This window comes from Noviherbaspirillum sedimenti (genome assembly GCF_003590835.1).
Lineage (GTDB): Bacteria > Pseudomonadota > Gammaproteobacteria > Burkholderiales > Burkholderiaceae_D > Paucimonas > Paucimonas sedimenti.
On record NZ_QYUQ01000002.1, the window covers coordinates 3,197,170 to 3,218,613 of the forward strand.

Consider the following 21,444-nt stretch of genomic DNA (forward strand, 5'->3'; position numbering starts at 1 on the left):
AGCTGACCTTGTTCCCGGCTGATGCCGCGCGGGTCGGCCGCGCGGCTTTATGTTAAATGGATGTCAATGCAAAACATGCGCCACGTCGGCGCCTGTGGCTGGGGCAAAGCCTGCTGAATATAGTTCCTTTTGGAAACATTCGCAGTCTTGCCCGGTATGCCCAACCACCATTTAATCACAGTTTATTGCATAAAAAATATCCAGTCCATGGCAAGCCCCGGTTGATGCCCCACTCGGCGATCCGTTCGCATCTCCTGTCCGGGAACATGCAAAAGATGGTCGGCGCCAAATTCATCGGCAGCAAAGTGCGCGAGCAATTCCGCGAAATGCGCGCGGAAATTATGAAGCGCAAAAATGGCGAAGCGCGCAGGCTGTAAGAACGGCAGCGATGGCCGCTTGCCGCCAGCCTCTCCGAGCGCGATCTAATCGAAACGTCCCTGTCGCCTGAATTGTTCGGTGGCCGCCACCAGCGCGCGGGCGATGCCCGGCTCCATGCCGGCGTGGCCGGCGTCGGCGATCATGTGGAATTGCGCTTCCGGCCAGGCCTGGTGCAGGCGGTAAGCCGACAGCGGCGGGCACACCACATCGTAGCGTCCCTGCACGATCACCGCCGGCAAATGGCGCAGGCGCCCGGCATTGCGCACCAGTTGATCGTCGCTGAAAAAGCCGGCATTGAGAAAGTAATGCGCTTCCAGCCGGCCGACGCCGATGCTGGTGGTATCGGTGGCGAAGGCATCGACAGCGTCCGGCTGCGGCAGCAGATGCAGGCAGCTGCCCTCATACCGGCCCCAAGCGCGCGCGGCCTGCAGGCAAGCTTCTTCATCGGTGCCGAACAGGCGGCGGGCAAATGCCTGCAACAAGTCGCCGCGCTCCTCCTGCGGGATCTGCCGCACGAATTCTTCATGCACTTCCGGAAAAAACCAGCGGATGCCATGCATGAACCAGTCGATCTCGGCCGGCGTGCACAGAAAAATGCCGCGCAGGACGAAGCCGATGCAACATTGTGGATGCGCCTGGCCATACGCCAGCGCCAGCGTCGAGCCCCACGAACCGCCGAACACCAGCCAGCGCTCGATGCCAAGCATGGTGCGCAGGCGTTCGATATCGGCGACCAGCAGTGGCGTGGTGTTGTCGCGGTATTCGCCCAGCGGCGTCGCGCGGCCGGCGCCGCGCTGGTCGAACAAGACGATGCGGTAATGCGCCGGATCGAAATAGCGGCGGTGATTGGGCGACAGGCCGGCGCCGGGTCCGCCATGCAGGAACAGCACCGGCTGGCCTTGCGGGTTGCCGCACTCTTCCCAGTAAATCGTGTGGCGGGCATCGACCGGCAGCATGCCGCTGCGGTAAGGCTCGATGGGCGGAAACAGCGGCAGTTCTTCGTTCATGTGCAACTTGCAGGGTCGACGTTGAAATCACCATGATACGCCGGTCGAAGCAGGCAGGTAAGGCGAACTCGGCACCTGCGGGGAGGTCAGAACAGGTCTGAGCAAATGGAGGACAGTCCATGATGAAGACCCGCTATCCGATAGTCGGTCAGCGGCGGCATCGTGCGCAACGATCCGGCCGTGCCTGTACCGATGACGACGATGAAGAACTCGACGAGGTCGAATCGCTGCCGCGTGATGCCGAGCACGATGAAGACGAAATTGATCCCGATCCCGATCGCCATCCGGCGCCGTCGGAACATGCGCAGGAACGGCACTCGTCGTGAGGTGATGATGTAACCGTCAGGATGGCGCCAGCGGGCGCCTGCTAGCGGCCCGCCTCGGCAGACGGCTCATTACTTCCCGCGCTCGGCGGACGAGATTTGCTGGCGTGCTGCTTGCCCCGGGCTCGCGCGGGCATCTTGGGCAATGTCACTTGCGGCGCGATCCTGCGGGCGCCCGCCGGCACCATCACCACGGCCGATCCACCGCTGGATGCACCTGGCGACTCTGACCTGAGAACAGGGGGTGCCGAGGCGGGCGGTGTGATTTCCACAGGTGGCGGTTGTGGCAGTTGTGAGGAGGGCACCGGCGCAACGGCTTGGGCTGGCGGTGCAACGGCCGGGGGTGGCAGTGTGGCGGCTGGCGGTGTGGCGGACATGGGCGGAGTTGGCGCGGGTGCGCCGCTGGCCGGGTTTGCCCCGCCCGGCAAAGCGCCGCCGCCAGATCGCTGCGCCATGCCAGGCGCGGATGCGGCAGGCATCGGCTCCTGGCTTGCCTGTGCCAGTATGATCGGCGCGCGCGTGGATGCGGACATTGGCGCGAGCGTGTCCGCATCGGCTGACTGCGCAAGATGATGAGCAGAGAAAAGCATCACTGTGCAGCTCAACAGTCTGGAGCATGTATGCATCGGATTCCCTTTGCCGACGCCAACCGGATCGACTTTTGGCAGAATTGCCTGACGCATCAAGGCATCAGGCAGCGCATGCTCAATCGACAGGGAAATCCGGGGGGAGTTCAACCCTTGCGTTCGGGCAAGCCGGGCACGGGTGCGTGGAAGGTAGCAGGAGCGTGCGTATCTGCGTCGCGGGTCGCCGGATAATGCGACGGATAAAGTTAATAATGCGGCGGTATTTCGTCGACAGGGTCACGCGGCTCGTCGGCGCCTTGCCGAACTTCCTGCATACGGCGCACCAGCGCCATGCACAGGGCTTCCAGTTCGTCGATTTTCTTTTGTTGCCGGTAAATGGTCTGGTTCAGCGTATCGACCAGGTCTTCCTGGCGCGCCAGCTTGATTTCAATCTCGACCAGGCGGTTTTCTATCATTGTCTGCGATGCTCCATGTGGCATGCCGCATGCCGGCACATCCGCCAGTATAAAGCCTCGGGCTTGCCGATGCCGCCGGTTCAGGCGCCCGGCAAGGCCACCGGCAGCGCTTCCTCGAGCTGGATGGTGCGCCCGCCGCCCTCCCCTTGTGCCTGGCGCATGGCCTGTTCGGCGCGCTTGATCATCGATTCGGCGCTGTCGCCAAAGGCATTGGTGGTGATGCCGCCGGAGAAAGTCAGCGCCAGGCCCGGCGCGGTCTCGCCCCAGTCGCAATCGGCAATCGCCTTGCGCAAGCGCCCCATGGCGATCATGCCCTGGTCGAGCCAGGTGGCCGGCAAGACGATGCCGAAGGATTCCCCGCCCAGCCGACCGAAACGGTCGACGGTGCGCAACAAGTTGACGGCGGTATCCGCCATTTTTTTCAGCACCGCATCGCCCGCCAGGTGACCGTACTGACCGCTAACCTGCGCGAAGCGGTCGAGTTCGAGTACCGCAAAGCAAAAAGGATGGCCCGTGCGCTGTGCCCGCTGCAGCTCGGCCACCAGGGTTTCAAGCAGGCTGCGCCGGTTGAGTGCGCCCGTCATCGAATCATGCCGGCCGAGTTCTTCCATGCGGGCGCGCAGTTGCGCGACTTCCGTTTCTTTCTCCGCCAGTTGGGCACGCAACTGTTCACAATTGCCGCAGGAATGATTTGCGCCTGTCATGAAAAACTCCTGGATGCATCGATAAAGGGACACGGCAACGATAGCATATTTGTATTAAGGCAAGGAAATATTGACGGCTTCGGCAACCGGCTGCCGGGAATCCGGCTAGACTAGACACTTCTTTGTTGCACTCCAGCCGGATTTTTCATGCGATCGACCAAAGCCAGCGCCGCCGTTACCCGGCTCAATACGCGCGATCCCGAGCACCGCTATTCGATGGGGATGACGGCAAGCGGCTTTTTTTACCTGCTGCGCGTCGGTGCGGATGGTGCCGCGGAACGGATCAGCGAGGAGCTGACCCAGGAAGAATTCGTCGTCTGGGTTAACCGCATCGGCCCCCAAAAGCAGGTCAAAGTCAGCCGCAACGATGCGGCGTTCGAACTGCAGCTACATAAGCGTAAATGAGCGTAAATGAGCCGTCCCGATTAAACAACGGGCTGACGCAGTCCTCTGTGCACACGCCAACCTGTCGGGCTTGGTAGCGCAATTCAGGCCGAGGGCTTTGGCGGCTCCTGGCGCAATTTCTTGTCCAGATTGAGCATGAACTGCTCGCGCATGCGCATTTGCGTGTTCTTCATGTATTCGGCAAAGGTTTCTTCGATTTGCGGCATCGCTTCCAGGAAAGCCTGGCCCGCCTTGGTAGCGTCAAAGCGCTTCATGAGGGCTTTTTCCTTTGGGGTAAATACCAGTTGCGACGCCTCGCCGGCGGTGAGCATCTGCACCTGCGTCTTTACCAGCTTCTTGCCGACCGGCCCCTCCCAGAACGCCGCGATCTGCTTGCAGGTCGCCTCGTCGAACTGGCTGGCGAAATAGCGCTTTAATTGCTTGGCGGTATATTGCTTTTCCAGATAGGGTTCCATCGTGGCCGACATCAATGGGGCGTTTTCCGGATCTTTTTCCAGACTGTTCTTCAACAATTGCCTGGTCGGGAGAATGAACCGCTCGGGCAAGGCCATGGCATAAATCACGCGCTCGGCGGCGGCCAGGTGGGTTGTCGCGTATTCCTTTGCCGGGTTGGCGTCTTGCGCCTGAGCCCAGGCCTGGCCGGCGGCCAGCAGAAAAAACAGGGAACAAAGTCTGAGCAGTTTCATGGATATCCGCATTCAATAAGGTGGAAACTTTACCGCATAGGCGAAGCATATCCTAAAGCCGTCACAAAATAAAAAATCCCCAGGGCATCCGGGAATGCCTTGGGGAAAACGGGAAATGTCGCGATGGAACCGGAGAAACCTGGTGCCGCAGCAACGACCTGTTGCGTACGGATCAATTCATGATCAGGTCGGCTTGCTTGCTGCTGGTGTAGGCTTGCAGGCCGAGATGGCCCAGCGCATAGTCGTAGCTGGCGTTTTGCATGTCGATGTTGCTGGTATGCGAGCCGTACACCAGGCAGCTGCCAATACAGACCAGTTCATCCATCCAGCTCTTGATTGAATACATCTTGGTGCCGTAACGCTTGTTGCGCACGGATTTGATCAGCGGGCTGTTGATCGACAGGCCGGCCGAGCCGCAGGTGGCGGACCAGACGTTGTATGGATAGACGCCGCAGGAATTCAAGCCGTGCTGGGCACCGGCCACGCCAATGAAGCTATTGACCTTGGCGGAATACCCCAGCTCATTGATTGCCTTCATCGCCAGGGTCACGCCCATGGAATGGCCGATGACATCGATCTTGCCGGTGCAGGAAGCCGCCAGCGCCGATTGCAGGGCGGATTTGACGACGCCGGTATTGGTGCTGTCATGGCTGTTGCTGCCGGCATTGGTTTTCGAACCCCAGCTTGGACGGTACAGCTGGGAATCGACATAGCCGCGACTCTTCAGGGTGCTGACGGTGCTATTCCAGCTCGATGGGTAAGCCATATTGCCATGCACCAGCACGACATTGTCGAGGCAGGCGGCCTGGGCGGAAAAGGCGGTGACCGTCAGGGCGACGGCGGCGAGTAAACGGGAAAGCGAAAAAACTGATTTCATGATGTCTCCTAAGTGCTTGTTATTTTTTAGGGGGGCGCCGTTTTTTTCTGATTGCCGTCCCGCTCAAGGCGGCACTGACATCGTCGGCATGGAAGCAATGTAATGGCAAGCAGGGTCGGATGCCACTATCCGTTCGGGGAGGGGATAGCGCGGGCGGCGCCAAAGGCAGATTGCTGCGTCGCAGCAATCTGCCTCAGGGTAGTAGCATGCTCGCCAGCTGTGGGTCGAGCATGCGCAGAAATTCGTCGACCTGGCGCGTATAGTCGGCTTTCCGGCCCAATAGCAGGTTGATGTCCCGATGCGACATATCCAGCGCCAGCACCTGCGCGCGGCCCCCCAGGGATTCCGCCTTGGCGGCGAAATGCCGCGCTTGCGGGCAGGCGTCCTTGCGCCTGGCCGAACAGACCGCCAACATGGGTTGGATGGCGCCGTCGAGCTGGCGGTAAGGTGAGGCCGCGGCCCATTCCTGCGGATCTGCGCCGAAGGCCTGGTCGTACAGGCGCGGATGCCGCGCACGCATGATTTTTTCGATGTCGTACGCCGCGCTGTCGAGCGCGATGGTGCCCAGCACCGGTGCGGCGCCGGCGTTGCGCAACAGGCTCGGGGTGGATGCCAGCAGCGCCACCAGGTGGGCGCCGGCCGAATGTCCCATGAGGACGAACTTGCCGCGCGCACCGCCCCAGGACGCTGCCTGGGCTTGCGCTGTAGCCAGCGCGCGCGCCACATCCCTTGCCTGTTCCAGCGGCGGCGCATCGGACAGCATGCGGTAGTTGGCCGAAATCAGGATCACGCCCTGCGGCACCCAGTGCGCCACTTTGTTGTCCACGGCGGCGGCCATCGCCTTGTCGCCGCGCCGCCAGCCGCCGCCATGCACCATGAACAGGACCGGGGCATCTTGCGCTTGCGGCGGCAGATAAAGGTCGAAGCGCTGTTGCGGATCGCTGCCGTAGGCAATGTTCCGGCGCACTGTGACGCCGGCCGGCAGGACGCCGGCAGAGGCGCTCTGCCAGGCCAACAGGATGACCAGCAGCAGCGGCAGGCAGCAACGCCACCAGCCTGCATATGAATGAATTGCGGCTTGCGACGCCGCGCGCTGATGTAACCGGTCCATCAAGTCCCCTTTGTTGCCATGTTGAAAAAACCCGTCGTGATGCAGGGATTTTCTATCACGCAACCGTTTGTTAAATACATTGACAGTGAATAAGATGTGAAATTCATCAGCGTTCATGACAGGAACAAGGTGTAACAACGACACCTTGGAATTTTTTAATTTACAGCAATATTACTTTTGGTATATAAATTGCATTAAATAGATCAAGGACTGACATGTCAGACCAGGCGAAGACAGCGATTGGCGGTGACACACTGCGCCTGCGCTATGAAACGATCGAGGCGCGTCGACGGACTCTGCTCGTCTATCTCGGCAACGGCGTCGCCAGCGTCTTCCTGTTCGGCTTCGGCATCGCCAACCTGTTGGAAGACCGCTACACGCTGGCCTGGTTTTCCCTGATCCATGGCTGCATCACCCTCGGCAACATCCTGCTGTTGCGCGTCACCCGCAATCCCGACTGGGCGAGTTACGGCTTCGCGTATGGCTTGCTGGCGCTGTTCGTTTTTCTGACTATCACCGGCGGCGTCGATCACACCGGGCCGCTGTGGGGGTATCCGATGGTCGCCGTGGCGCTGTCGATCCTGCGCGCGCGGCTCGGCCTGGCAATCATCGTGGCAATGTTGTGCATTGCTCTCCTGCTGTTCCTGGCACCACCGTCCTTCATCGAGGTCGCGCCCTACTCGACCGCTTTCAAGGTCCGCTACACCGCCACCTTTCTGGCACTGATTCTGTTTACCTGGCTGCACGAGTTCGCGCGCGCCAGGAGCCAGGCGGAACTGATCCGCGTCAGCGCGCAAATCGACCGGCTCTCGCAGACCGACGTCCTCACCGACCTGCCCAACCGCCGCTACATGCTTGAGCGGCTGGAGGCGGAAAACAGCCGCTATCGGCGGCACCAGCGCCCGTACGCGATCCTGTATGGGGATGTCGATGATTTCAAACAGATCAATGACCGCTATGGCCACCAGGCCGGCGACGAAGCCTTGTGCGCCATCGCCCAGGCCTTGCGCGCCAATCTGCGCCAGCATGATGTGGTATGCCGCTGGGGCGGCGAGGAATTTCTGGTGCTATTGCCGGAAACCGGCGCCGACATTGCCCTGGAAGTGGCCGAGAAGCTGCGCGCGGCGATTGCCGCCGTCGACTTTCGCCCGGCCGATGGCGCGCACCGCCTGACCATGAGCTTCGGCCTGCACACAGTTCTTTGCCAGGACAGCGTCGACCACTTTATCCAGCAAGCCGACCGCAAGCTCTATCACGCCAAGCAGACCGGCAAGAATCGCGCGGTGGCCGAACTGGCAACGGCCTGATTTCAGCCCTGCCGCTTCGGATAGCCTTCGCGGGTAATCCTGATCCACACTGCATCCTTTTCCGCTGCGGACATGGTGACCCAGTGCGAGACTTCCGTCGCGGTGCGTCCGCAACCACGGCAGACATCGTCGAACAGGGTGGAACACACCGCCACGCAGGGCGTATCCGGGCGATTTTTAGGCGGCGGCGCCATTACTTCCTGATACTGGCATGGCTCAGTCGTGTTTGTTCTTGTGCTTGTTGCCATGCCCATGTTCGCGCGCGTGCTCATCGTGACGGTCGTGACGGTCGTGACGGTCGTGACGGTCGTGATGATCGTGACGGTCATCGCCGCGATAGTCGCGATGCTCATGCCGGTCGCCGCGGCGGTGATCGCCGCCGTATTCCGCCGTCTTGACGAAATACACCGGCCGGTTACAGGCATTATAGCGGTGGCAATGCTTGCCCCATTTTTTTGCGTGGCCGGGCGGCACATTCATGTAGATCGGCTGCATCGGCCGCGCCGGCTGCATGATGACCATCGGCTGCGCATACACCAGCGCAGGCCGCGCGTTGCCGACATTTACCTGCCCATACACGCCGGGTGCAACTTGCCCGCCGACGCTGACGCCGAAATTCACATCCGAAGCATGGGCAACCGTGCCGGCCAGCGCCAGCATCAGGATGACTGCAGGTTTGATCATTTTTTGCATGCTTGCTCACCTGTCATTATGTTAATCATGGCCGTACTTGGCTAAGTCGGACCCGCTATCGGGGCAAACCGCCCGCCTGCGCATCGCGCAGGGCTGACGGCTTTCTTCAAGTAAATTATCTACGGTCTGATGGCGAAAAGCACGGAAAGTTTCATTCAGTTACTTCTAGGGCGCGCCTATCGCCCCAAACCCTTGAGCAAGTTCAATCCCTGTTCCAGCATGCCGCCGCCTTCGGGCAGCTGGCCGTCGGGCGTCAGCCGGTCTATCAGCTGCGGCAGCATGGTTGCCAGGCTGCCGGAAGCCTCGGCCGTGGACAAGCCCAGCTTCTGGGCGATCGCCTGCACCTGCTCGCTGCCCAGCACGGACTGGATTTGGTCCGCGGAAATCGGCAAGTTGCTGCCGGTGCCAATCCAGGAAGCCACCGTATCGCCCAGACCATGCTCCTGGAACGTCTGGATCAGGCCCTGCAAGCCACCCTGGCTGTTCAGCAGGGACATCCCCGCTTCCAGCAAGCCGCCCTGGCTGTCGCCATTGCCGGCACCCGGGATCATGCCACCCAACTGGCCGGCGATCGAATCGAATAGACCCATGATTTGCTCCCTTATAAAATGCACAACGCGACGCCGGCAATCGCTGACAGCATCGCGAACCGCAAGGCAGCGGGCAGGCTGCCCGCTTATGCCGTCATCGATTATAGCCATATGCCGGACCGGCAACACCTTACGCGGGCGACGGTTGCGCTGACCTTGCATGACGGGGAAGAAAAAATGGCAGAGCATGCGCCACGATGTTTTCCCTACTGGTTCCAGGTTGCCGGCCCGTAGATTTCATCATAGTCAGCCGCCGCCACAGGCTCCACGCCGACCGCCTTGAGAAAGTAAAGCTTCCCCGCATCCTTGTCGGCAGCGCCGTGGACATACCAGGCGGCCTGCCTGCGCTCGGGGAACTTGCGGTAATACTTGGCCCGTTCGATCAATAACCAGCGCAGGAACACTTCGTTCTCGGCCAGCGCCAGTCCGAAGATCAGCAGCGGCTTGTGAAACACGACCTGCAGCCAGGTCACTGCGCCCGGCCAGGCCTGCATATCGCCACCAGCAGACAGCCGTGCCGGCCCTTTGTGCAGCCAGGCCCGGGCGCGCTCGACGGCGCCCATGTAATGGGTCAGGCCAAGACGGATGCTTTGCCGGTAGCATTGCATGCCGTTGATGTGCCACACTGCGAATTCGCGGCAGGGATCGACGCCGGCCCGCGTGCCGTAATAGCGCTCCCAGGGATAAAAAGCCGTGAACTTGTCGTTGGGTATGCGCTGGAGCCGGCAGCCAATGGCATCCCCCAGGGTGCTTTCAAAATTGGTGGTCAGCACCGGGATCTCATGCTGCTGCGCCCAGCGCACGATCCGTTCGTGCTGCGCCTGGGGGCGCCAGCCGGCCATCAGCTCGCAGAACTGCGTTTGCAGGCTGGCCTCGCCGGCGCCACGGGAACACGCCAACTCGAGCACGTCGTAGAACTCCGTCATGGATATGCCGTCCGGCAGTTTCTTGTGCACGGGATCCAGGTATTTTTGCGCCAGCTCGGTCAGCAGCGCATCCCAGGAATTGTCGTTGGCCCTGGCGCCGTAGCGATTGATGCCATTGCCAATCAACAGGGCCAGGTCGGCGCGGTGGCGTGTCAGGAGAGCCTTGAGTTTCATCGCGCCAACATTACCCAGCAATTGATCGAATTGCAATACGAGTTGCAATAAAATAATTACTTCCAAATACCTATCAGGCTCTCTCTTGAGAATCGCCTCAACATGCCTACATTACGTGCGCGCTTTGTGAGCTTTGCAGCTCTGCCGGGTCCAGCAATCCGCCTGCCCGCCGTCAGACGTCGATGCAAAAGGCTACGCCACCTTCGGCTTCTGTAACAGCGCCTTCAGATTCGCCAGCCGGTTCTGCGGCGTGATCACTTCCTCTTCCGTCGGCACCGCATCGCCCTCGTCCAGCTTCATCTCCTTGATGAAACGCGAGGCATCGCAATTGACCGTTTCACGTGCGCGCTTCCTTTTCTTGCACCAGCTGATATGCAGGGTGCGTTGCGCCCGCGTGATCCCGACGTACATCAGGCGCCGCTCTTCCTCGATGCGCGCGCCCAGCGTTTCGATCGGCGCATCCGGGTCACCCTTGTGCGGCAGGATGCCTTCTTCCACGCCGACCAGGAACACGTGCGGATATTCCAGTCCCTTGGAAGCGTGCAGGGTCGACATGCGCACCGCATCCGGTTCCTCGTCGCGGCCTTCGAGCATGCTCATCAGCGCCACCATCTGCGTCAGCTCCAGCAGGCTTTTTTCTTCACCGGTGCCATCCCTGCCGCCCTTGCCTTTTTCCTTCAGCCAGTTGGTGAAGTCGAGCACGTTCTGCCACTTGCTTTGCGCCGCGCGGTCGTCGAAGGCGTCATACAGGTAGCCTTCGTAATTGATCTCCTTCATCATGTCGTCCAGCAGCTCGGCGGCGTTTTCACCGCGCTTTGACGCCCGCGCTTCCAGCTGGTTGATGAAGTTGCAGAATTCACGCAAAGGGTGCAGTTGACGATCGGCCAGCTTGGCTTCGATGCCACCCTTGAACACGGCCTCGAACAGCGAGCATTGCCACTGGCCTGCGAAGGAGCCCAGTGCTTCCAGCGTCGACTGGCCAACGCCGCGCTTGGGCGTGGTGACGGCGCGGATGAAGGCCGGGTCGTCGTCGCCATTGGCGACCAGGCGCAGATAGCTGATGATGTCCTTGATCTCGGCGCGGTCGAAAAAGCTCTGGCCGCCGGAGATCGTGTAAGGAATGCGTTCCTTGCGCAGCGCCTGTTCAATGATGCGCGCCTGATGGTTGCCGCGGTAGAGAATGGCGTAGTCGGAAAACTTGGCGCGCCGTTCGAACTTGTGCGCCGACAGCATGATCGCCACCTGCTCGGCTTCCTGGTCGTCGTCCTGCATGGCCATCACCTTGATCGGATCGCCCAGGCCATGTTCGGACCACAGCGATTTCTCGAACAATTTCGGGTTGTTGCCGATGACCGCATTGGCTGCCTGCAGGATGCGGGTAGTGGAACGGTAATTCTGTTCCAGCTTGATCACCCTGAGGTCGGGGAAATCGACTTGCAGGGTTTTCAGGTTTTCGATGGTGGCGCCGCGCCAGGCGTAGATCGCCTGGTCGTCGTCGCCCACCGCGGTAAACAGGGGCTTCTTGCCGACGCCGGTCACCAGCAGCTTGACTAATTCATACTGGCAGGTATTGGTATCCTGATACTCATCCACCAGCAGGTAACGCAATTTCCGTTGCCAGCGGTCGCGCACCGCTTCATTGGTCCTGAACAGTTCCACCGGCAGGCGGATCAGGTCGTCGAAATCCACCGCCTGGTAGGCCGCCAGCGTGCCGACATAGCTGCGATAAATGCGTCCGGCCTGGGCTTCTTCTTCGGTGACGGCATTCTTGATGGCGTCGTCGGGGCTCACCAGGCCATTTTTCCACAATGACATGGCGGTCTGGATGCGCCGCACTTCCTGCTTGTCGGTGGTGATCGCCAGGTCCTGCACCAGCGAAAAACAGTCGTCGCTGTCCATGATGGAGAAGCGGTCCTTCAGTCCCAGCTCCCTGGATTCGCGGCGCAGGATATTCACGCCCAGCGAGTGGAACGTGGACACCGTCAGTTGCTTGGCATGGCGCGGCTCCTTCAACTGCTTGGCCAGGCGCTCCTGCATCTCGGTGGCGGCCTTGTTGGTAAAGGTCAGCGCAGCGATGTTGCGGGGGTCATAACCGCGGTCCTCGATCAGGTGCGTGATCTTTTGCGTAATCACGCGCGTCTTGCCGGAACCGGCGCCAGCCAGCACCAGGCAAGGGCCGTCAAGATACTTGACCGCTTCGCTTTGCGGAGCATTCAAGCCGAAAGAAGGGGGATTGGACATGCGACAAACCGGAAGAAAGAGCAGCGCATCATTGTAGCAGTGCGCCGCCGCCGATTTGCCCGCATGAAAAATAAATGCCGCAGCCGGGCAGAAAACCGGCGAAGACTGGCTATTTGTGGCGCTTGAGCGGGACGGAAGCAGAAGCGGTGTTGTCAATACGCAAGGCTGCAGCCCGCACCAGGCGCAGCTGCACCGGCTCTTCCTGGCGCAGGTTCAGATTGGCACGGACCCAGCGCTTGTGCTGTTCCTTCCAGTCGCGCAAAACGGTGGCCGGGTAATGCGCCCCTTTGTTGCGACTGGTGATCTCGGCGCATTTGGTGCACAGGAAAATCGCGTTATCGATCGCCTTGCGCTGATTGCCATTCATGCCGGCATCATGGCGCGGACCGCCATCGGCGCCGCAGACCGCCACCGCGCGGCCGCGGTAAGCCACCTTGCTGACGTCGTCTCCCGCCAGGGTGAGGGTCAGGCAGCGGCAATCGGGGTTGGCGCAAATATACGCGGCGCGCTGTGCCAGTGCGGATTTGACGGATTTGGAAAAGTCGATTGCTGTCATGTTACGCCCCTCGATTGTGTCCGTGCCTGCCATCAGGCGCAAGCCTTTGCGATATTCCGGCGCTTCCCATCCATGCCTTGATTGTGTGCAGAACGTCCTGGGCCGTTGCTGACTAGAATTCGGGAAATAGCCTGTTGCAGATGGTAGCGCCGCACTGCGATGGTGCGCATCCCATAAATATGGGAGAAAACCCGAAATATCCGACTTTTTTATTTGCAATTTCGAAAAGCCTGACAAACACAGATATGGTCCGACCCATGGAAAAGCCTGCGGTAGACGGCAGCCACGACGAGGTGCCCGCACAGGAATTGCTGCTGGCGCTGGGCCATGCCCTGCTTCTGGGCGCCGCCTGGGAAACCGTCTTCAACGACCCGCGCTGGGCCTGGCGCGCGCTGTATATCGCCTATACCCATGACAAGCTGGGCACGCCGGACCAGGTCGAGGGGGTATTTTTCGGGCAGGACGAAGCCGAAGCGCTGGTGCAGCGGGTCGCGTCCGACTATGCCAGCAGCCAGCCCTGGCAGCGGCCGTTCTACAAATTCAAGGTGGCAGACTGGCCGCTCGGCACGCTGGCGATCCGCGACGCGCGCGACAGTTTCCATCGCAGCGTGATTCGCCATGTGGTGATATTGATCAAGCAGGCGCTGCAGCGCCACGGCCGGCTGCCGCGCGGCGTGGCCACCGTCGCCATCGGCCCGGTTGGCGCGATTGGGGGCACGGCCGCACCGGCCCTGCCGGCCTATGTCGACGTGCGCGGACGGCGCATCGTGCTGTGGGAAGACTGCGGCAGCAACGCCGGCGCCGAGGAATCCATTGTTTTCACCACCTGCGGCAAAACTCCCTTATGTGGCCTGATGAATGGCAGCGGCGAGATCCTGGTGCCGCCGGCCTTCGAGAAAGTGGCGCCGCTGCGCCACGGCCTGGCGGTCGCGACACGGCATGGCAAGGTCGGTTACATCGACGCCGGCGGCAACGTGGTGGTGCCCTTCCTGTATGAAGATGCGGTCGACTGCTGCCAGGAGCTGCTGCTGGTCAGGAGCGATGGCCTGTGGGGCGCGCTCGACCGCGACGGCCAGGAAGTGATTGCGCCGCGCTTCACTGCACTGACGCACGACGTCGGCAACGAGGCCTTGCGCGCCATCCTCGACGGCCAACATGGCTACCTGTCGCTATCCGGCGAACTGCTGGCCGGCTATTGCGAGCGGCCACTGCTACTGGCTGAGCACGCATTCGCCGGCGAACGCGCGGTTTTCATTGCCCGTGAAGCGAGCACGGATGCCGGCGCCGCCCCGCTGCGGCAGGTGCTGGTCGATGCACTGGGAAGGCAATGCGGCTTGCAGGACTTCGCGGCAATCGCCTACGGCGCGCACGATGCCGGCCTGCTGCGCGCCAGCGCGCAGGATGGCCAGGGGCTGCGCCATGGCTATGTCGGCTTGCATGGCGAAACCCTGATCGATTTCCGCTTTGCCGCCGCCGAATGCTTTTCCGAAGGGCTGGCCGCGGTCGCCGACGTCGCTGCGCCGTCATGCTACGGCTACATCGACCGCCGCGGTCACTGGATGATCGCGCCGCGCTTCGACGCCGCCGGCGAATTCCACCATGGCCTGGCAGTGGCAAGCGCGCCGCCGCCAGCGCCAGGCTGGCGCTGGCGCGCACGGGCGCTCATGGAGCGCCTGCACGCCTTAAGTCGGGGCAAGCGGCCGGCCAGCCGCCCGCTTGCGCAATCTGCGGCCGGGCACCGCTACGGCTACATCGATCGCCGCGGCAACTGGGCAATCGCACAACGCTATCTTGAAGCAAAACCCTTCAGCGAAGGACTCGCGCCGGTGCGCACAGAACGTGGCTGGCGCTATATCGATACCTGCGGCATTGCGGTCACGCCCGACCATTACCAGGAAGCCGGCCCCTTCAAGCGGGGCGTGGCGCGCATCGGGCGCCGCTTCGACGGCCCCTTGCGCTACGGCCTGGTGGATAGCGGCGGGCGCGAAATCATCCCGCCGCGCTTCGAGCGCCTCTCCTACCCGCAGCGCGGCATGGTCACGGCGCGCGACGAATTCGGCCTGTGGGGCTGCTTCACCCTGTACGGCAATATCGTCGCGCCTTTCATCTACCGCGAAGCGCATGACCTGCAGGTAGCGCTGGCTGCGCGCGGCGCCACCCAGGTCACCTAGGCTGGGCCAGGTTCATGGTCCAGTAATTGCGGTAGCTGGAAGCGTCATTCTTCACGCATGCCACGCCGACCTCGGTGAAGTTCTTGCTCATCAGGTTGGCGCAATGACCGGGACTGTTGACCCAGGCCGTCATGACCTGCGCCACGCTGGTCTGGCCGGCGGCGATGTTTTCGCCGGCGGCGCGCCAGCCATAGCCGGCATTGGTGATGCGCTGGCTGAAGCTGCGGCCATCCTGGCTGGTGTGCGAGAAATAGTTTTTCGCGGCCATATCCGCCGAATGGCCGGCGGCGGCATTGAACAACTTGTCGTTCCACTTTACCGGCGGCGCTGCCGCGTAGGACAGCGATCCGCAGGCGCGGGCGGTAGCGCGGATCTGGTTGATACGGTCGAGCAGCTCTTGCTGGAAATTGGCCAGGCCACAGGTTTGCGCCGCCGGCAGCGCCGCGCCTGCCCCCAGCGTGGTGGTGGTGGTGCCAGCCACGGTGGTGGTGGTCGCCGCAGTGGTGGTGGTCGCCCTTGCAGTGGTCGTCGTCGCCCTTGCAGTGCTTGTCGTTACCTTCGCGGTGGTGGTGGTCGCCGCCAGGGTCGTGGTGGTGGCCAGCCGGGTGGTTGTCGTGGTCGGCCTGGTCGTCGTGGTGGCGGCGGCCGTCGTGGTGGTGCGATTCGAGTAGCTGCTGAAATAGCTGGCGAAATCGGCCCAGCTGAAGCTGGCGGCGGTGGCTTGGCTGGCGCCGGTGGCACACAAGGCGCCCATCAGGGCGAGGGCACAGGTATTACGTTTCAAGATTGGTCTCCCTGAACAAATATGAATAGTGTTATTGCCTGTATGGCATGCATGGGCCTTTGCCATCAGAAACAATGTCGAAAGACGCCGGACCCATGACACTGACATTGCCAAGGATGAACAAGTTCCGAAAGGCAATCGTTTTTATGCCGCTGCCACCCCGCTGCCGATTGCATTACACTTGTGCCATCTACTTGTTCTATCCGCCTTTTCTATCCGTTCCTCCGAGCGCATTCCATGAATTTCCACCACCTGATTGAAATCAACGATCCGCGCAACCCCCTGGCCGAATTTTTGACGCGGGAACAGCTTTGGCGCGGCCTGGTCTTGCGTGCCGAAGCGCCGACCCTGTTCATGCCGCATCTGGACCAATGCACTATCCTCGAACGGACGGCCAGCGGCTTCTCGCGCGAATTGCGTTATGGCAGCCTCGTCATCCGCGACCAGGTCAGTTTCAGCCCGCAGCACGAAGTCTTGTATGAAGTGCCGGCCCAAGGCGAGATTGCCGCCGCGCGCCTGACGATGCGTATCGAAGAGCCGCAGCCGGAAGCGTTTTTCGTCCGCTTCGACTATGAGGAAGGTACGCCGGAGGTCAGCGGCACGATGGATGAGTTCTACAATGAATTCCGCCGCTCGGCTTATCACGAAGCCGATCTGGACACCATCGCCACCATCCGCGCGCTGGCACAGGAAGGCCGGCTCGATCGCTTGCCAAGCTGAGCGGACGTCTGCCTGCCGAACTAATTGCGCCGCGGCGACTCTTATTGAACAAGCATCGCTTGTTATTCGAGGAGCTTGCCATGAGCACTATCATTGCCGGTCGCTTCGACCAGCAAGCCGGGGTGGAAGAAGCACGCGCGGAACTCCTGCGCGCCGGATTTTCCGAGGAGCAAGTCACCAGCTTCTACGTCAACCCGCCGGGGCAGCATGACCTCACCCCCGTGGGCGGCGATGAAATCGAATCGCCTGGCGCCGAGCACAGCCGGCATGGTCTGGCCCAGGGCGGCGTGGCTGGCGGCGTCGTCGGCGCAGCGCTTGGTACTGCAGGCATTCCAGTGCTTGGCCCGGTCGGTCCCCTGGTCGGCGCCATGGTAGGTGCACATATCGGCGACCTCGCCGGTTCGCTGTCCGAAATGGACGATGACGGCGGCAGCGGCAACACCGCCGGTTTGCCGTATCGCCGTTCCGGCATGCTGCTGGCGATCCTGGCCGACGACCCGGACGCGGAAGACCGCGCCATCCGCCTGCTGCGTGCGCTTCATGCCCAGGATATCGAACGCGCGCAAGGCACCATTGCCAACGGCGACTGGGAAGATTTCAATCCGCTGCAACCACCCAGCCTGGTGGACATGCACTAGCTATCGTTTCTAGATATCGACCGGATCGACTTCCAGCGACCATTTGACGCGCGGCTTGATCTCCCGCAGCAACGGTAGCCAGGCGTTCAAAAAGGCTTGCAATGCCGGGCGCGAACCCGACTCGATGAGCAGTTGTCCGCGCTCGACATTGGCCACCCGCGTCATCGCCATCGGAATCGGATCGTGGATAGTAATGGCCTGATGTTCCAAGATCTGGCTGGACGCATGCAGGAATTCCAGCGCCATCGGCAACTCGCGCGCCTCGGCCCGCAGCAAGGCCTGGTAGATAAAGGGCGGCAAGGCTGCCTGGCCCCGTTCTTCCAGCTGGCCCAGCGCAAAGCGCTCGTAATCGTGCGCCATCAGCGCGCCATACAGCGGATGCTGCGGATAGCGGGTCTGGATCCACACCTCGCTCGGACTGCCCGCTGCCTTTTGCGCCTGTCGCCCGGCGCGCCCGGCCACCTGCATCAATTGCGCAAACAGCCGCTCGGCGGCGCGGTAATCCTGCGAGAACAACGCCGTATCCGGATTCAGCACGCCCACCAGCGTCAGGTTCTGGAAGTCGTGGCCCTTGGCCACCATCTGCGTGCCGACCAGGATATCCACCTCGCCCTGGTGCACCGCGCCGAAAGCCGCCTGGGCGCTGCCCTTCAGGCGCGTCGAATCGGCATCGATGCGCAGGATGCGGGCAGTCGGGAACATCTGCTGCAAGCCCTCTTCCACCCGCTGCGTGCCGCGCCCAAGCGGCTGCACATCGACATTGCCGCAAGTCGGGCAATGGCGTGGAATGCGCATCTCGCAACTGCAGTGGTGACAGCGCAAACGCCGGTCCAGCTTGTGCAGCACCATGAAAGCGCTGCAATGCGGGCAATTGCTGACCCAGCCGCACGACTCGCAGGAGATCACCGGGGCATAGCCGCGCCGGTTCAAAAACAACAGGGATTGCTCACCGCGCTCCAGGCGCAGCTTCAATGCTTTCACCAGGGTTGACGTCAGTCCGTCGGTTGGCTTGTCGCGCTCCATGTCGATCAGGCGCACACGCGGCAGCACCGCATCCGGCACCGCGCGCTCGCGCAATTCCAGCTTTTGATAACGGCCCGACTGCACATGCTGCCAGGATTCCAGCGAGGGCGTGGCCGAGCCCAGCACCACCGGAATAGCGAGCTGATGCGCGCGCCACACCGCCAGGTCGCGTGCCGAATAGCGCAAGCCTTCCTGCTGCTTGTAGGAGGGGTCGTGTTCCTCGTCGACCACGATCATTTTCAGGTGCGGCAGCGATGCCAGGATCGCCAGGCGCGTGCCCAGCACGATCTGCGCGCGGCCATGGTGCGCCGCCAGCCAGTGCGCCAGCCGCTCGCCCTCGGCCAGGCCGCTGTGCAGCAGCGCAATCGACAGATGTGGAAAGCGTGCCTGCACATTCGCCAGCCATTGCGGCGTCAGGTTAATTTCAGGCACCAGGATCAGCACCTGTGCGTGTGGAATCTCCGGCGGCTCCGGCGGCTGCGCGCGCGCCAGAATGCGCGCCGCCGCCTGCAGATACACTTCGGTCTTGCCGCTGCCGGTCACGCCAAACAGCAGGAATGGCGCAAAGCCTGCGGCGCCGGCGATCGCCGCGACCGCCTGCTCCTGCGCCGGATTCAGGGGCGGTGCGAGCGGGACTGCCGGCGCCCCCTCTAACGCATTCGGCGCGGACGTCGCCGGTGCATCCTCGACGGTTGCCACCGTCTGCGCCTTGCTTGCCCTGGCGGCCCGCAACGGCACGCTTGCCGGGTCAGCCTTGTGCAGTTTTTTCAGGGCCTTGTCCAGCGCCGTGGTCTTGGTGGTACGCAGGTTTTTCGGCAAGCCCGGCACCGCCACCTCGCCCAACGGCCGGTGATAATAGTCAGCGGCAAACTGGCACAAGTCGAGCCAGGCACGCGACAGTGGTGGTATCTGCACGTGCACGGCCAGTGCATCCTTGAGTTTTTCGGGCGGTACCTCGCTATGCCCGGCCACGGCGACAATGACGCCGACCACTTCCCGCCGCCCAAACGGCACGATGGCCAATTGCCCTGCTTGCGGCAGGCATGCCTCGCCGTCCGCAAATTGCCAACGGTAATCGAAACAGCTGTCAAGCGGGGTATCCAACGCGACTTTGAGGATGCAGGGTTCCACGCAGTTAATGTAACTCTTTAATAACGAAGCTAAGCATTGGTTTCATAAGCATTTTTTCAACTATCCACAGCTTCTGTGGATAACTTTGTGGACAAGGCCCACTTGACAGTCGCAAGCACCAGTATTTATGCGGGTTTCAATAAACTGCTCATTCGACGGGCAAAAAAATTTGCCTTTAAAATCAAACACTTAAATTCCATGCTTTGACGCAGGAAATTATTTTCAGCAAAAAATTTATATTGCTTTGCAACACTGGCTGTATGTGAATAAGTTGAACGGTCCGTAGTTTTTTGGCGAATGTGGAGAACAAAAAATGTTCCAATCGTCAAGCGATTCCGGTGGGTCATAGGCTGGCCCCAAGCTCAGGTAATACTTTAACTGATAGCCTAAGTCCTGATTCCATAAGGGTTTTTCCATCTATCCACATTATCTGTGGATAACTTTGTGGACAAGGTGCACTTGACAGGCTGCAACCCCACTATTTACGGGGGTTTTATGCAATTTCCCCCTGCGTCCACAGAAATGCAACTCCCTTACAAATCAATGACTTATGAAAATTGCTTTGAGAAAAATCATTTTTCAAAATAAATTTTTTTGCATAAGGAAATTTGCCCACATTCTGTGAATAACTGCGCGCCCTGCCCCAAATAAGTACTTCTCTGCATCATTTTGGAATGACTTCAGCCCTGTTGACGCAAAGCCCGACTTTGCGCATGCACCGCCTCGACCAGCACGGCCACCGATTCCGGCGGCGTGAATTGCGAAATGCCATGGCCGAGGTTGAACACATGGCCATTTCCTGGTGCACCAAAGGATTGCAGAAGCTTGCCGACTTCGGCTTCGATCTGCGCGGGATTGGCAAACAGCACGTTGGGGTCGAGGTTGCCCTGCAATGCCACCTGCTGCCCCACGCGCGCACGCGCCTGACCCAGGTTGACGGTCCAGTCCAGGCCAACGGCGTCGGCGCCGATGGCGGCAATCTGCTCCAGCCACAGGCCACCGCCCTTGGTAAACACGATGCTCGGGATACGCACGCCGTTGTGCTCGCGCTTGACGCCAGCCACCACTTCGCGCAGGTAAGCCAGCGAAAACGCCTGGTAAGCGCCGTCGGCCAGCGCGCCGCCCCAGGTATCGAACACCATGACTGCCTGCGCGCCCGCCTCGATCTGCGCATTCAGGTAAGCCGCAACGGCCTGCGCATTGGTCTTGAGGATATGGTGCAGCAGGTCCGGGCGCTGGTACAGCATGGTCTTGATGGTGCGGAAATCGGCCGAGCCGCCGCCCTCGACCATGTAGCACGCCAGCGTCCAGGGGCTGCCGGAAAAACCGATCAGCGGCACGCGGCCGTTCAATTCCGTGCGGATCTGCGTGACGGCGTCGAACACGTATTGCAGGCTGCCCGGTTCCGGCACGCGCAGCGCCTTCACTGCCGCCTCGTCGCGCAGCGGCCGTTCGAATTTCGGTCCTTCGCCGTCGGCGAAATACAGGCCCAGGCCCATCGCATCGGGCACGGTCAGGATATCGGAAAACAGAATGGCCGCATCCAGCGCAAAGCGCTCCAGCGGCTGCAGCGTCACTTCAGTGGCGTAGTCGGGATTTTTTGCCAGGCCCAGAAAGGAGCCGGCGCGCTTGCGCGTGGCATTGTATTCCGGCAGATAACGTCCGGCCTGGCGCATCAGCCACAGCGGCGTGTATTCGGTCGGCTGGCGCAGCAGGGCGCGCAGGAAGGTGTCGTTCTTGAGGGGAGCGAAGGAACTGGACATGGGCATCTTCTGGCGGAATTGGGTAACCCGCTATTATCGCCCAAGAGGGGGAGTTGCAGAGGAAATGGCGGCCACGTGACGGCAATTGCACGAGCGAGGAATGGCGTGCCGGGGAGCTGCAATGGAAATTATTGCCAAACAGATAAAGTTTTCATACACTGGCGGTAACTCGACATTGCGTGACTGTCTGTATT

General features: G+C 61.3%; 23 protein-coding genes. 8 read left to right on the forward strand and 15 right to left on the reverse strand.

What is annotated here, in order from left to right; translation table 11 throughout:
* Positions 1 to 56 precede the first annotated feature (56 nt).
* Positions 57 to 377, forward strand: coding sequence for a hypothetical protein (locus D3878_RS23520; protein ID WP_147383984.1), 321 nt, complete (start codon positions 57 to 59; stop codon positions 375 to 377).
* A gap of 45 nt (positions 378 to 422) precedes the next feature.
* Here D3878_RS23520 and pip read toward each other — a convergent pair whose 3' ends face one another.
* A complete protein-coding gene (gene pip / locus D3878_RS14895; protein ID WP_119786205.1) occupies positions 423 to 1,385 on the reverse strand; it encodes a prolyl aminopeptidase in 963 nt (320 codons plus the stop codon).
* A gap of 119 nt (positions 1,386 to 1,504) precedes the next feature.
* Between pip and D3878_RS14900 the strand changes: the two genes are divergently transcribed.
* Both D3878_RS14900 and D3878_RS14905 read left to right on the forward strand, forming a co-directional pair.
* Positions 1,505 to 1,711 (forward strand): hypothetical protein, encoded by a 207-nt coding sequence (locus D3878_RS14900; protein WP_119786206.1) that lies wholly within the window; start codon positions 1,505 to 1,507, stop codon positions 1,709 to 1,711.
* A gap of 135 nt (positions 1,712 to 1,846) precedes the next feature.
* The gene (locus D3878_RS14905) at positions 1,847 to 2,281 is read left to right on the forward strand and encodes a hypothetical protein (protein ID WP_119786207.1); all 435 of its coding nucleotides are present in this window, start codon (positions 1,847 to 1,849) and stop codon (positions 2,279 to 2,281) included.
* A gap of 259 nt (positions 2,282 to 2,540) precedes the next feature.
* Here D3878_RS14905 and D3878_RS14910 read toward each other — a convergent pair whose 3' ends face one another.
* Both D3878_RS14910 and D3878_RS14915 read right to left on the reverse strand, forming a co-directional pair.
* Positions 2,541 to 2,750, reverse strand: a complete 210-nt coding sequence (locus tag D3878_RS14910; protein WP_119786208.1) for a SlyX family protein — start codon at positions 2,748 to 2,750, stop codon at positions 2,541 to 2,543.
* A gap of 80 nt (positions 2,751 to 2,830) precedes the next feature.
* A complete protein-coding gene (locus D3878_RS14915) occupies positions 2,831 to 3,454 on the reverse strand; it encodes a GGDEF domain-containing protein (RefSeq protein ID WP_119786209.1) in 624 nt (207 codons plus the stop codon).
* Positions 3,455 to 3,601: 147 nt separating this feature from the next.
* Here D3878_RS14915 and D3878_RS14920 point away from each other — a divergent pair, with 147 nt between their 5' ends.
* The gene (locus D3878_RS14920; RefSeq protein ID WP_119786210.1) at positions 3,602 to 3,859 is read left to right on the forward strand and encodes a hypothetical protein; all 258 of its coding nucleotides are present in this window, start codon (positions 3,602 to 3,604) and stop codon (positions 3,857 to 3,859) included.
* An 83-nt stretch (positions 3,860 to 3,942) separates the two neighbouring features.
* Here D3878_RS14920 and D3878_RS14925 read toward each other — a convergent pair whose 3' ends face one another.
* The 3 genes from D3878_RS14925 to D3878_RS14935 form a co-directional block, all read right to left on the reverse strand.
* Positions 3,943 to 4,545: a DUF2059 domain-containing protein gene (locus D3878_RS14925; protein ID WP_158592279.1), complete on the reverse strand. Its 603-nt coding sequence runs from the start codon at positions 4,543 to 4,545 to the stop codon at positions 3,943 to 3,945.
* A 172-nt stretch (positions 4,546 to 4,717) separates the two neighbouring features.
* A complete protein-coding gene (locus tag D3878_RS14930; protein WP_119786212.1) occupies positions 4,718 to 5,422 on the reverse strand; it encodes an alpha/beta fold hydrolase in 705 nt (234 codons plus the stop codon).
* A 193-nt stretch (positions 5,423 to 5,615) separates the two neighbouring features.
* Complete coding sequence (locus D3878_RS14935; RefSeq protein ID WP_119786213.1) at positions 5,616 to 6,533, reverse strand: alpha/beta hydrolase; 918 nt, start codon at positions 6,531 to 6,533, stop codon at positions 5,616 to 5,618.
* Positions 6,534 to 6,748: 215 nt separating this feature from the next.
* Between D3878_RS14935 and D3878_RS14940 the strand changes: the two genes are divergently transcribed.
* On the forward strand, positions 6,749 to 7,840 hold the full coding sequence (locus D3878_RS14940) for a GGDEF domain-containing protein (RefSeq protein ID WP_119786214.1): 1,092 nt from the start codon (positions 6,749 to 6,751) through the stop codon (positions 7,838 to 7,840).
* A gap of 2 nt (positions 7,841 to 7,842) precedes the next feature.
* Here D3878_RS14940 and D3878_RS14945 read toward each other — a convergent pair whose 3' ends face one another.
* From D3878_RS14945 to D3878_RS14975, 6 genes are all read right to left on the reverse strand, one after another.
* Positions 7,843 to 8,034 (reverse strand): DUF1289 domain-containing protein, encoded by a 192-nt coding sequence (locus D3878_RS14945; RefSeq protein WP_119786215.1) that lies wholly within the window; start codon positions 8,032 to 8,034, stop codon positions 7,843 to 7,845.
* A gap of 22 nt (positions 8,035 to 8,056) precedes the next feature.
* On the reverse strand, positions 8,057 to 8,533 hold the full coding sequence (locus D3878_RS23845) for a hypothetical protein (protein WP_158592280.1): 477 nt from the start codon (positions 8,531 to 8,533) through the stop codon (positions 8,057 to 8,059).
* A 176-nt stretch (positions 8,534 to 8,709) separates the two neighbouring features.
* Positions 8,710 to 9,123 carry a YidB family protein gene (locus D3878_RS14955; RefSeq protein WP_119786216.1) on the reverse strand — a complete coding sequence of 138 codons (414 nt, stop codon included), beginning with the start codon at positions 9,121 to 9,123 and terminating at the stop codon, positions 8,710 to 8,712.
* Positions 9,124 to 9,329: 206 nt separating this feature from the next.
* On the reverse strand, positions 9,330 to 10,259 hold the full coding sequence (locus D3878_RS14965) for a hypothetical protein (protein WP_199688172.1): 930 nt from the start codon (positions 10,257 to 10,259) through the stop codon (positions 9,330 to 9,332).
* A gap of 156 nt (positions 10,260 to 10,415) precedes the next feature.
* Entirely contained in the window at positions 10,416 to 12,464 is a 2,049-nt protein-coding gene (locus D3878_RS14970) for a UvrD-helicase domain-containing protein (protein WP_119786218.1), read from the reverse strand.
* A gap of 109 nt (positions 12,465 to 12,573) precedes the next feature.
* Positions 12,574 to 13,020, reverse strand: a complete 447-nt coding sequence (locus D3878_RS14975; RefSeq protein ID WP_119786219.1) for a hypothetical protein — start codon at positions 13,018 to 13,020, stop codon at positions 12,574 to 12,576.
* Positions 13,021 to 13,277: 257 nt separating this feature from the next.
* On the opposite strand from D3878_RS14975, the gene D3878_RS14980 reads away from it, so the two are divergent.
* Positions 13,278 to 15,191, forward strand: coding sequence for a WG repeat-containing protein (locus tag D3878_RS14980; protein ID WP_158592281.1), 1,914 nt, complete (start codon positions 13,278 to 13,280; stop codon positions 15,189 to 15,191).
* On the opposite strand, the gene D3878_RS24655 is transcribed toward D3878_RS14980, so the two are convergent.
* Positions 15,184 to 15,975: a CAP domain-containing protein gene (locus D3878_RS24655; RefSeq protein WP_274381912.1), complete on the reverse strand. Its 792-nt coding sequence runs from the start codon at positions 15,973 to 15,975 to the stop codon at positions 15,184 to 15,186. The genes D3878_RS14980 and D3878_RS24655 overlap by 8 nt on opposite strands.
* 237 nt (positions 15,976 to 16,212) lie before the next feature.
* Between D3878_RS24655 and D3878_RS14995 the strand changes: the two genes are divergently transcribed.
* Positions 16,213 to 16,695, forward strand: coding sequence for an SRPBCC family protein (locus tag D3878_RS14995; protein WP_119786223.1), 483 nt, complete (start codon positions 16,213 to 16,215; stop codon positions 16,693 to 16,695).
* An 80-nt stretch (positions 16,696 to 16,775) separates the two neighbouring features.
* Entirely contained in the window at positions 16,776 to 17,333 is a 558-nt protein-coding gene (locus tag D3878_RS15000) for a hypothetical protein (protein WP_119787920.1), read from the forward strand.
* Between the two features lie 9 nt (positions 17,334 to 17,342).
* Here the strand turns inward: D3878_RS15000 and D3878_RS15005 are convergent, their stop codons facing one another.
* Together D3878_RS15005 and hemE are read right to left on the reverse strand one after the other, a co-directional pair.
* Positions 17,343 to 19,487, reverse strand: a complete 2,145-nt coding sequence (locus tag D3878_RS15005) for a primosomal protein N' (protein ID WP_119786224.1) — start codon at positions 19,485 to 19,487, stop codon at positions 17,343 to 17,345.
* 680 nt (positions 19,488 to 20,167) lie between these two features.
* The gene (gene hemE, locus D3878_RS15010) at positions 20,168 to 21,250 is read right to left on the reverse strand and encodes a uroporphyrinogen decarboxylase (RefSeq protein WP_119787921.1); all 1,083 of its coding nucleotides are present in this window, start codon (positions 21,248 to 21,250) and stop codon (positions 20,168 to 20,170) included.
* Between the last annotated feature and the right edge of the window lie 194 nt (positions 21,251 to 21,444).

Excerpts from the sequence above, each read along its gene's own strand:
- hemE (WP_119787921.1), bottom strand. The coding sequence starts at position 21,250 with ATGTCCAGTTCCTTCGCTCCCCTCAAGAACGACACCTTCCTGCGCGCC.
- D3878_RS23845 (WP_158592280.1), bottom strand. The coding sequence starts at position 8,533 with ATGCAAAAAATGATCAAACCTGCAGTCATCCTGATGCTGGCGCTGGCC.
- D3878_RS14955 (WP_119786216.1), bottom strand. The coding sequence starts at position 9,123 with ATGGGTCTATTCGATTCGATCGCCGGCCAGTTGGGTGGCATGATCCCG.
- D3878_RS14930 (WP_119786212.1), bottom strand. The coding sequence starts at position 5,422 with ATGAAATCAGTTTTTTCGCTTTCCCGTTTACTCGCCGCCGTCGCCCTG.
- D3878_RS14975 (WP_119786219.1), bottom strand. The coding sequence starts at position 13,020 with ATGACAGCAATCGACTTTTCCAAATCCGTCAAATCCGCACTGGCACAG.
- D3878_RS14925 (WP_158592279.1), bottom strand. The coding sequence starts at position 4,545 with ATGAAACTGCTCAGACTTTGTTCCCTGTTTTTTCTGCTGGCCGCCGGC.
- D3878_RS14945 (WP_119786215.1), bottom strand. The coding sequence starts at position 8,034 with ATGGCGCCGCCGCCTAAAAATCGCCCGGATACGCCCTGCGTGGCGGTG.
- D3878_RS14940 (WP_119786214.1), top strand. The coding sequence starts at position 6,749 with ATGTCAGACCAGGCGAAGACAGCGATTGGCGGTGACACACTGCGCCTG.
- D3878_RS14910 (WP_119786208.1), bottom strand. The coding sequence starts at position 2,750 with ATGATAGAAAACCGCCTGGTCGAGATTGAAATCAAGCTGGCGCGCCAG.
- D3878_RS14920 (WP_119786210.1), top strand. The coding sequence starts at position 3,602 with ATGCGATCGACCAAAGCCAGCGCCGCCGTTACCCGGCTCAATACGCGC.
- D3878_RS14900 (WP_119786206.1), top strand. The coding sequence starts at position 1,505 with ATGATGAAGACCCGCTATCCGATAGTCGGTCAGCGGCGGCATCGTGCG.
- D3878_RS15000 (WP_119787920.1), top strand. The coding sequence starts at position 16,776 with ATGAGCACTATCATTGCCGGTCGCTTCGACCAGCAAGCCGGGGTGGAA.
- D3878_RS14915 (WP_119786209.1), bottom strand. The coding sequence starts at position 3,454 with ATGACAGGCGCAAATCATTCCTGCGGCAATTGTGAACAGTTGCGTGCC.
- D3878_RS14935 (WP_119786213.1), bottom strand. The coding sequence starts at position 6,533 with ATGGACCGGTTACATCAGCGCGCGGCGTCGCAAGCCGCAATTCATTCA.
- D3878_RS14980 (WP_158592281.1), top strand. The coding sequence starts at position 13,278 with ATGGAAAAGCCTGCGGTAGACGGCAGCCACGACGAGGTGCCCGCACAG.
- D3878_RS14995 (WP_119786223.1), top strand. The coding sequence starts at position 16,213 with ATGAATTTCCACCACCTGATTGAAATCAACGATCCGCGCAACCCCCTG.
- D3878_RS23520 (WP_147383984.1), top strand. The coding sequence starts at position 57 with ATGGATGTCAATGCAAAACATGCGCCACGTCGGCGCCTGTGGCTGGGG.
- pip (WP_119786205.1), bottom strand. The coding sequence starts at position 1,385 with ATGAACGAAGAACTGCCGCTGTTTCCGCCCATCGAGCCTTACCGCAGC.
- D3878_RS14970 (WP_119786218.1), bottom strand. The coding sequence starts at position 12,464 with ATGTCCAATCCCCCTTCTTTCGGCTTGAATGCTCCGCAAAGCGAAGCG.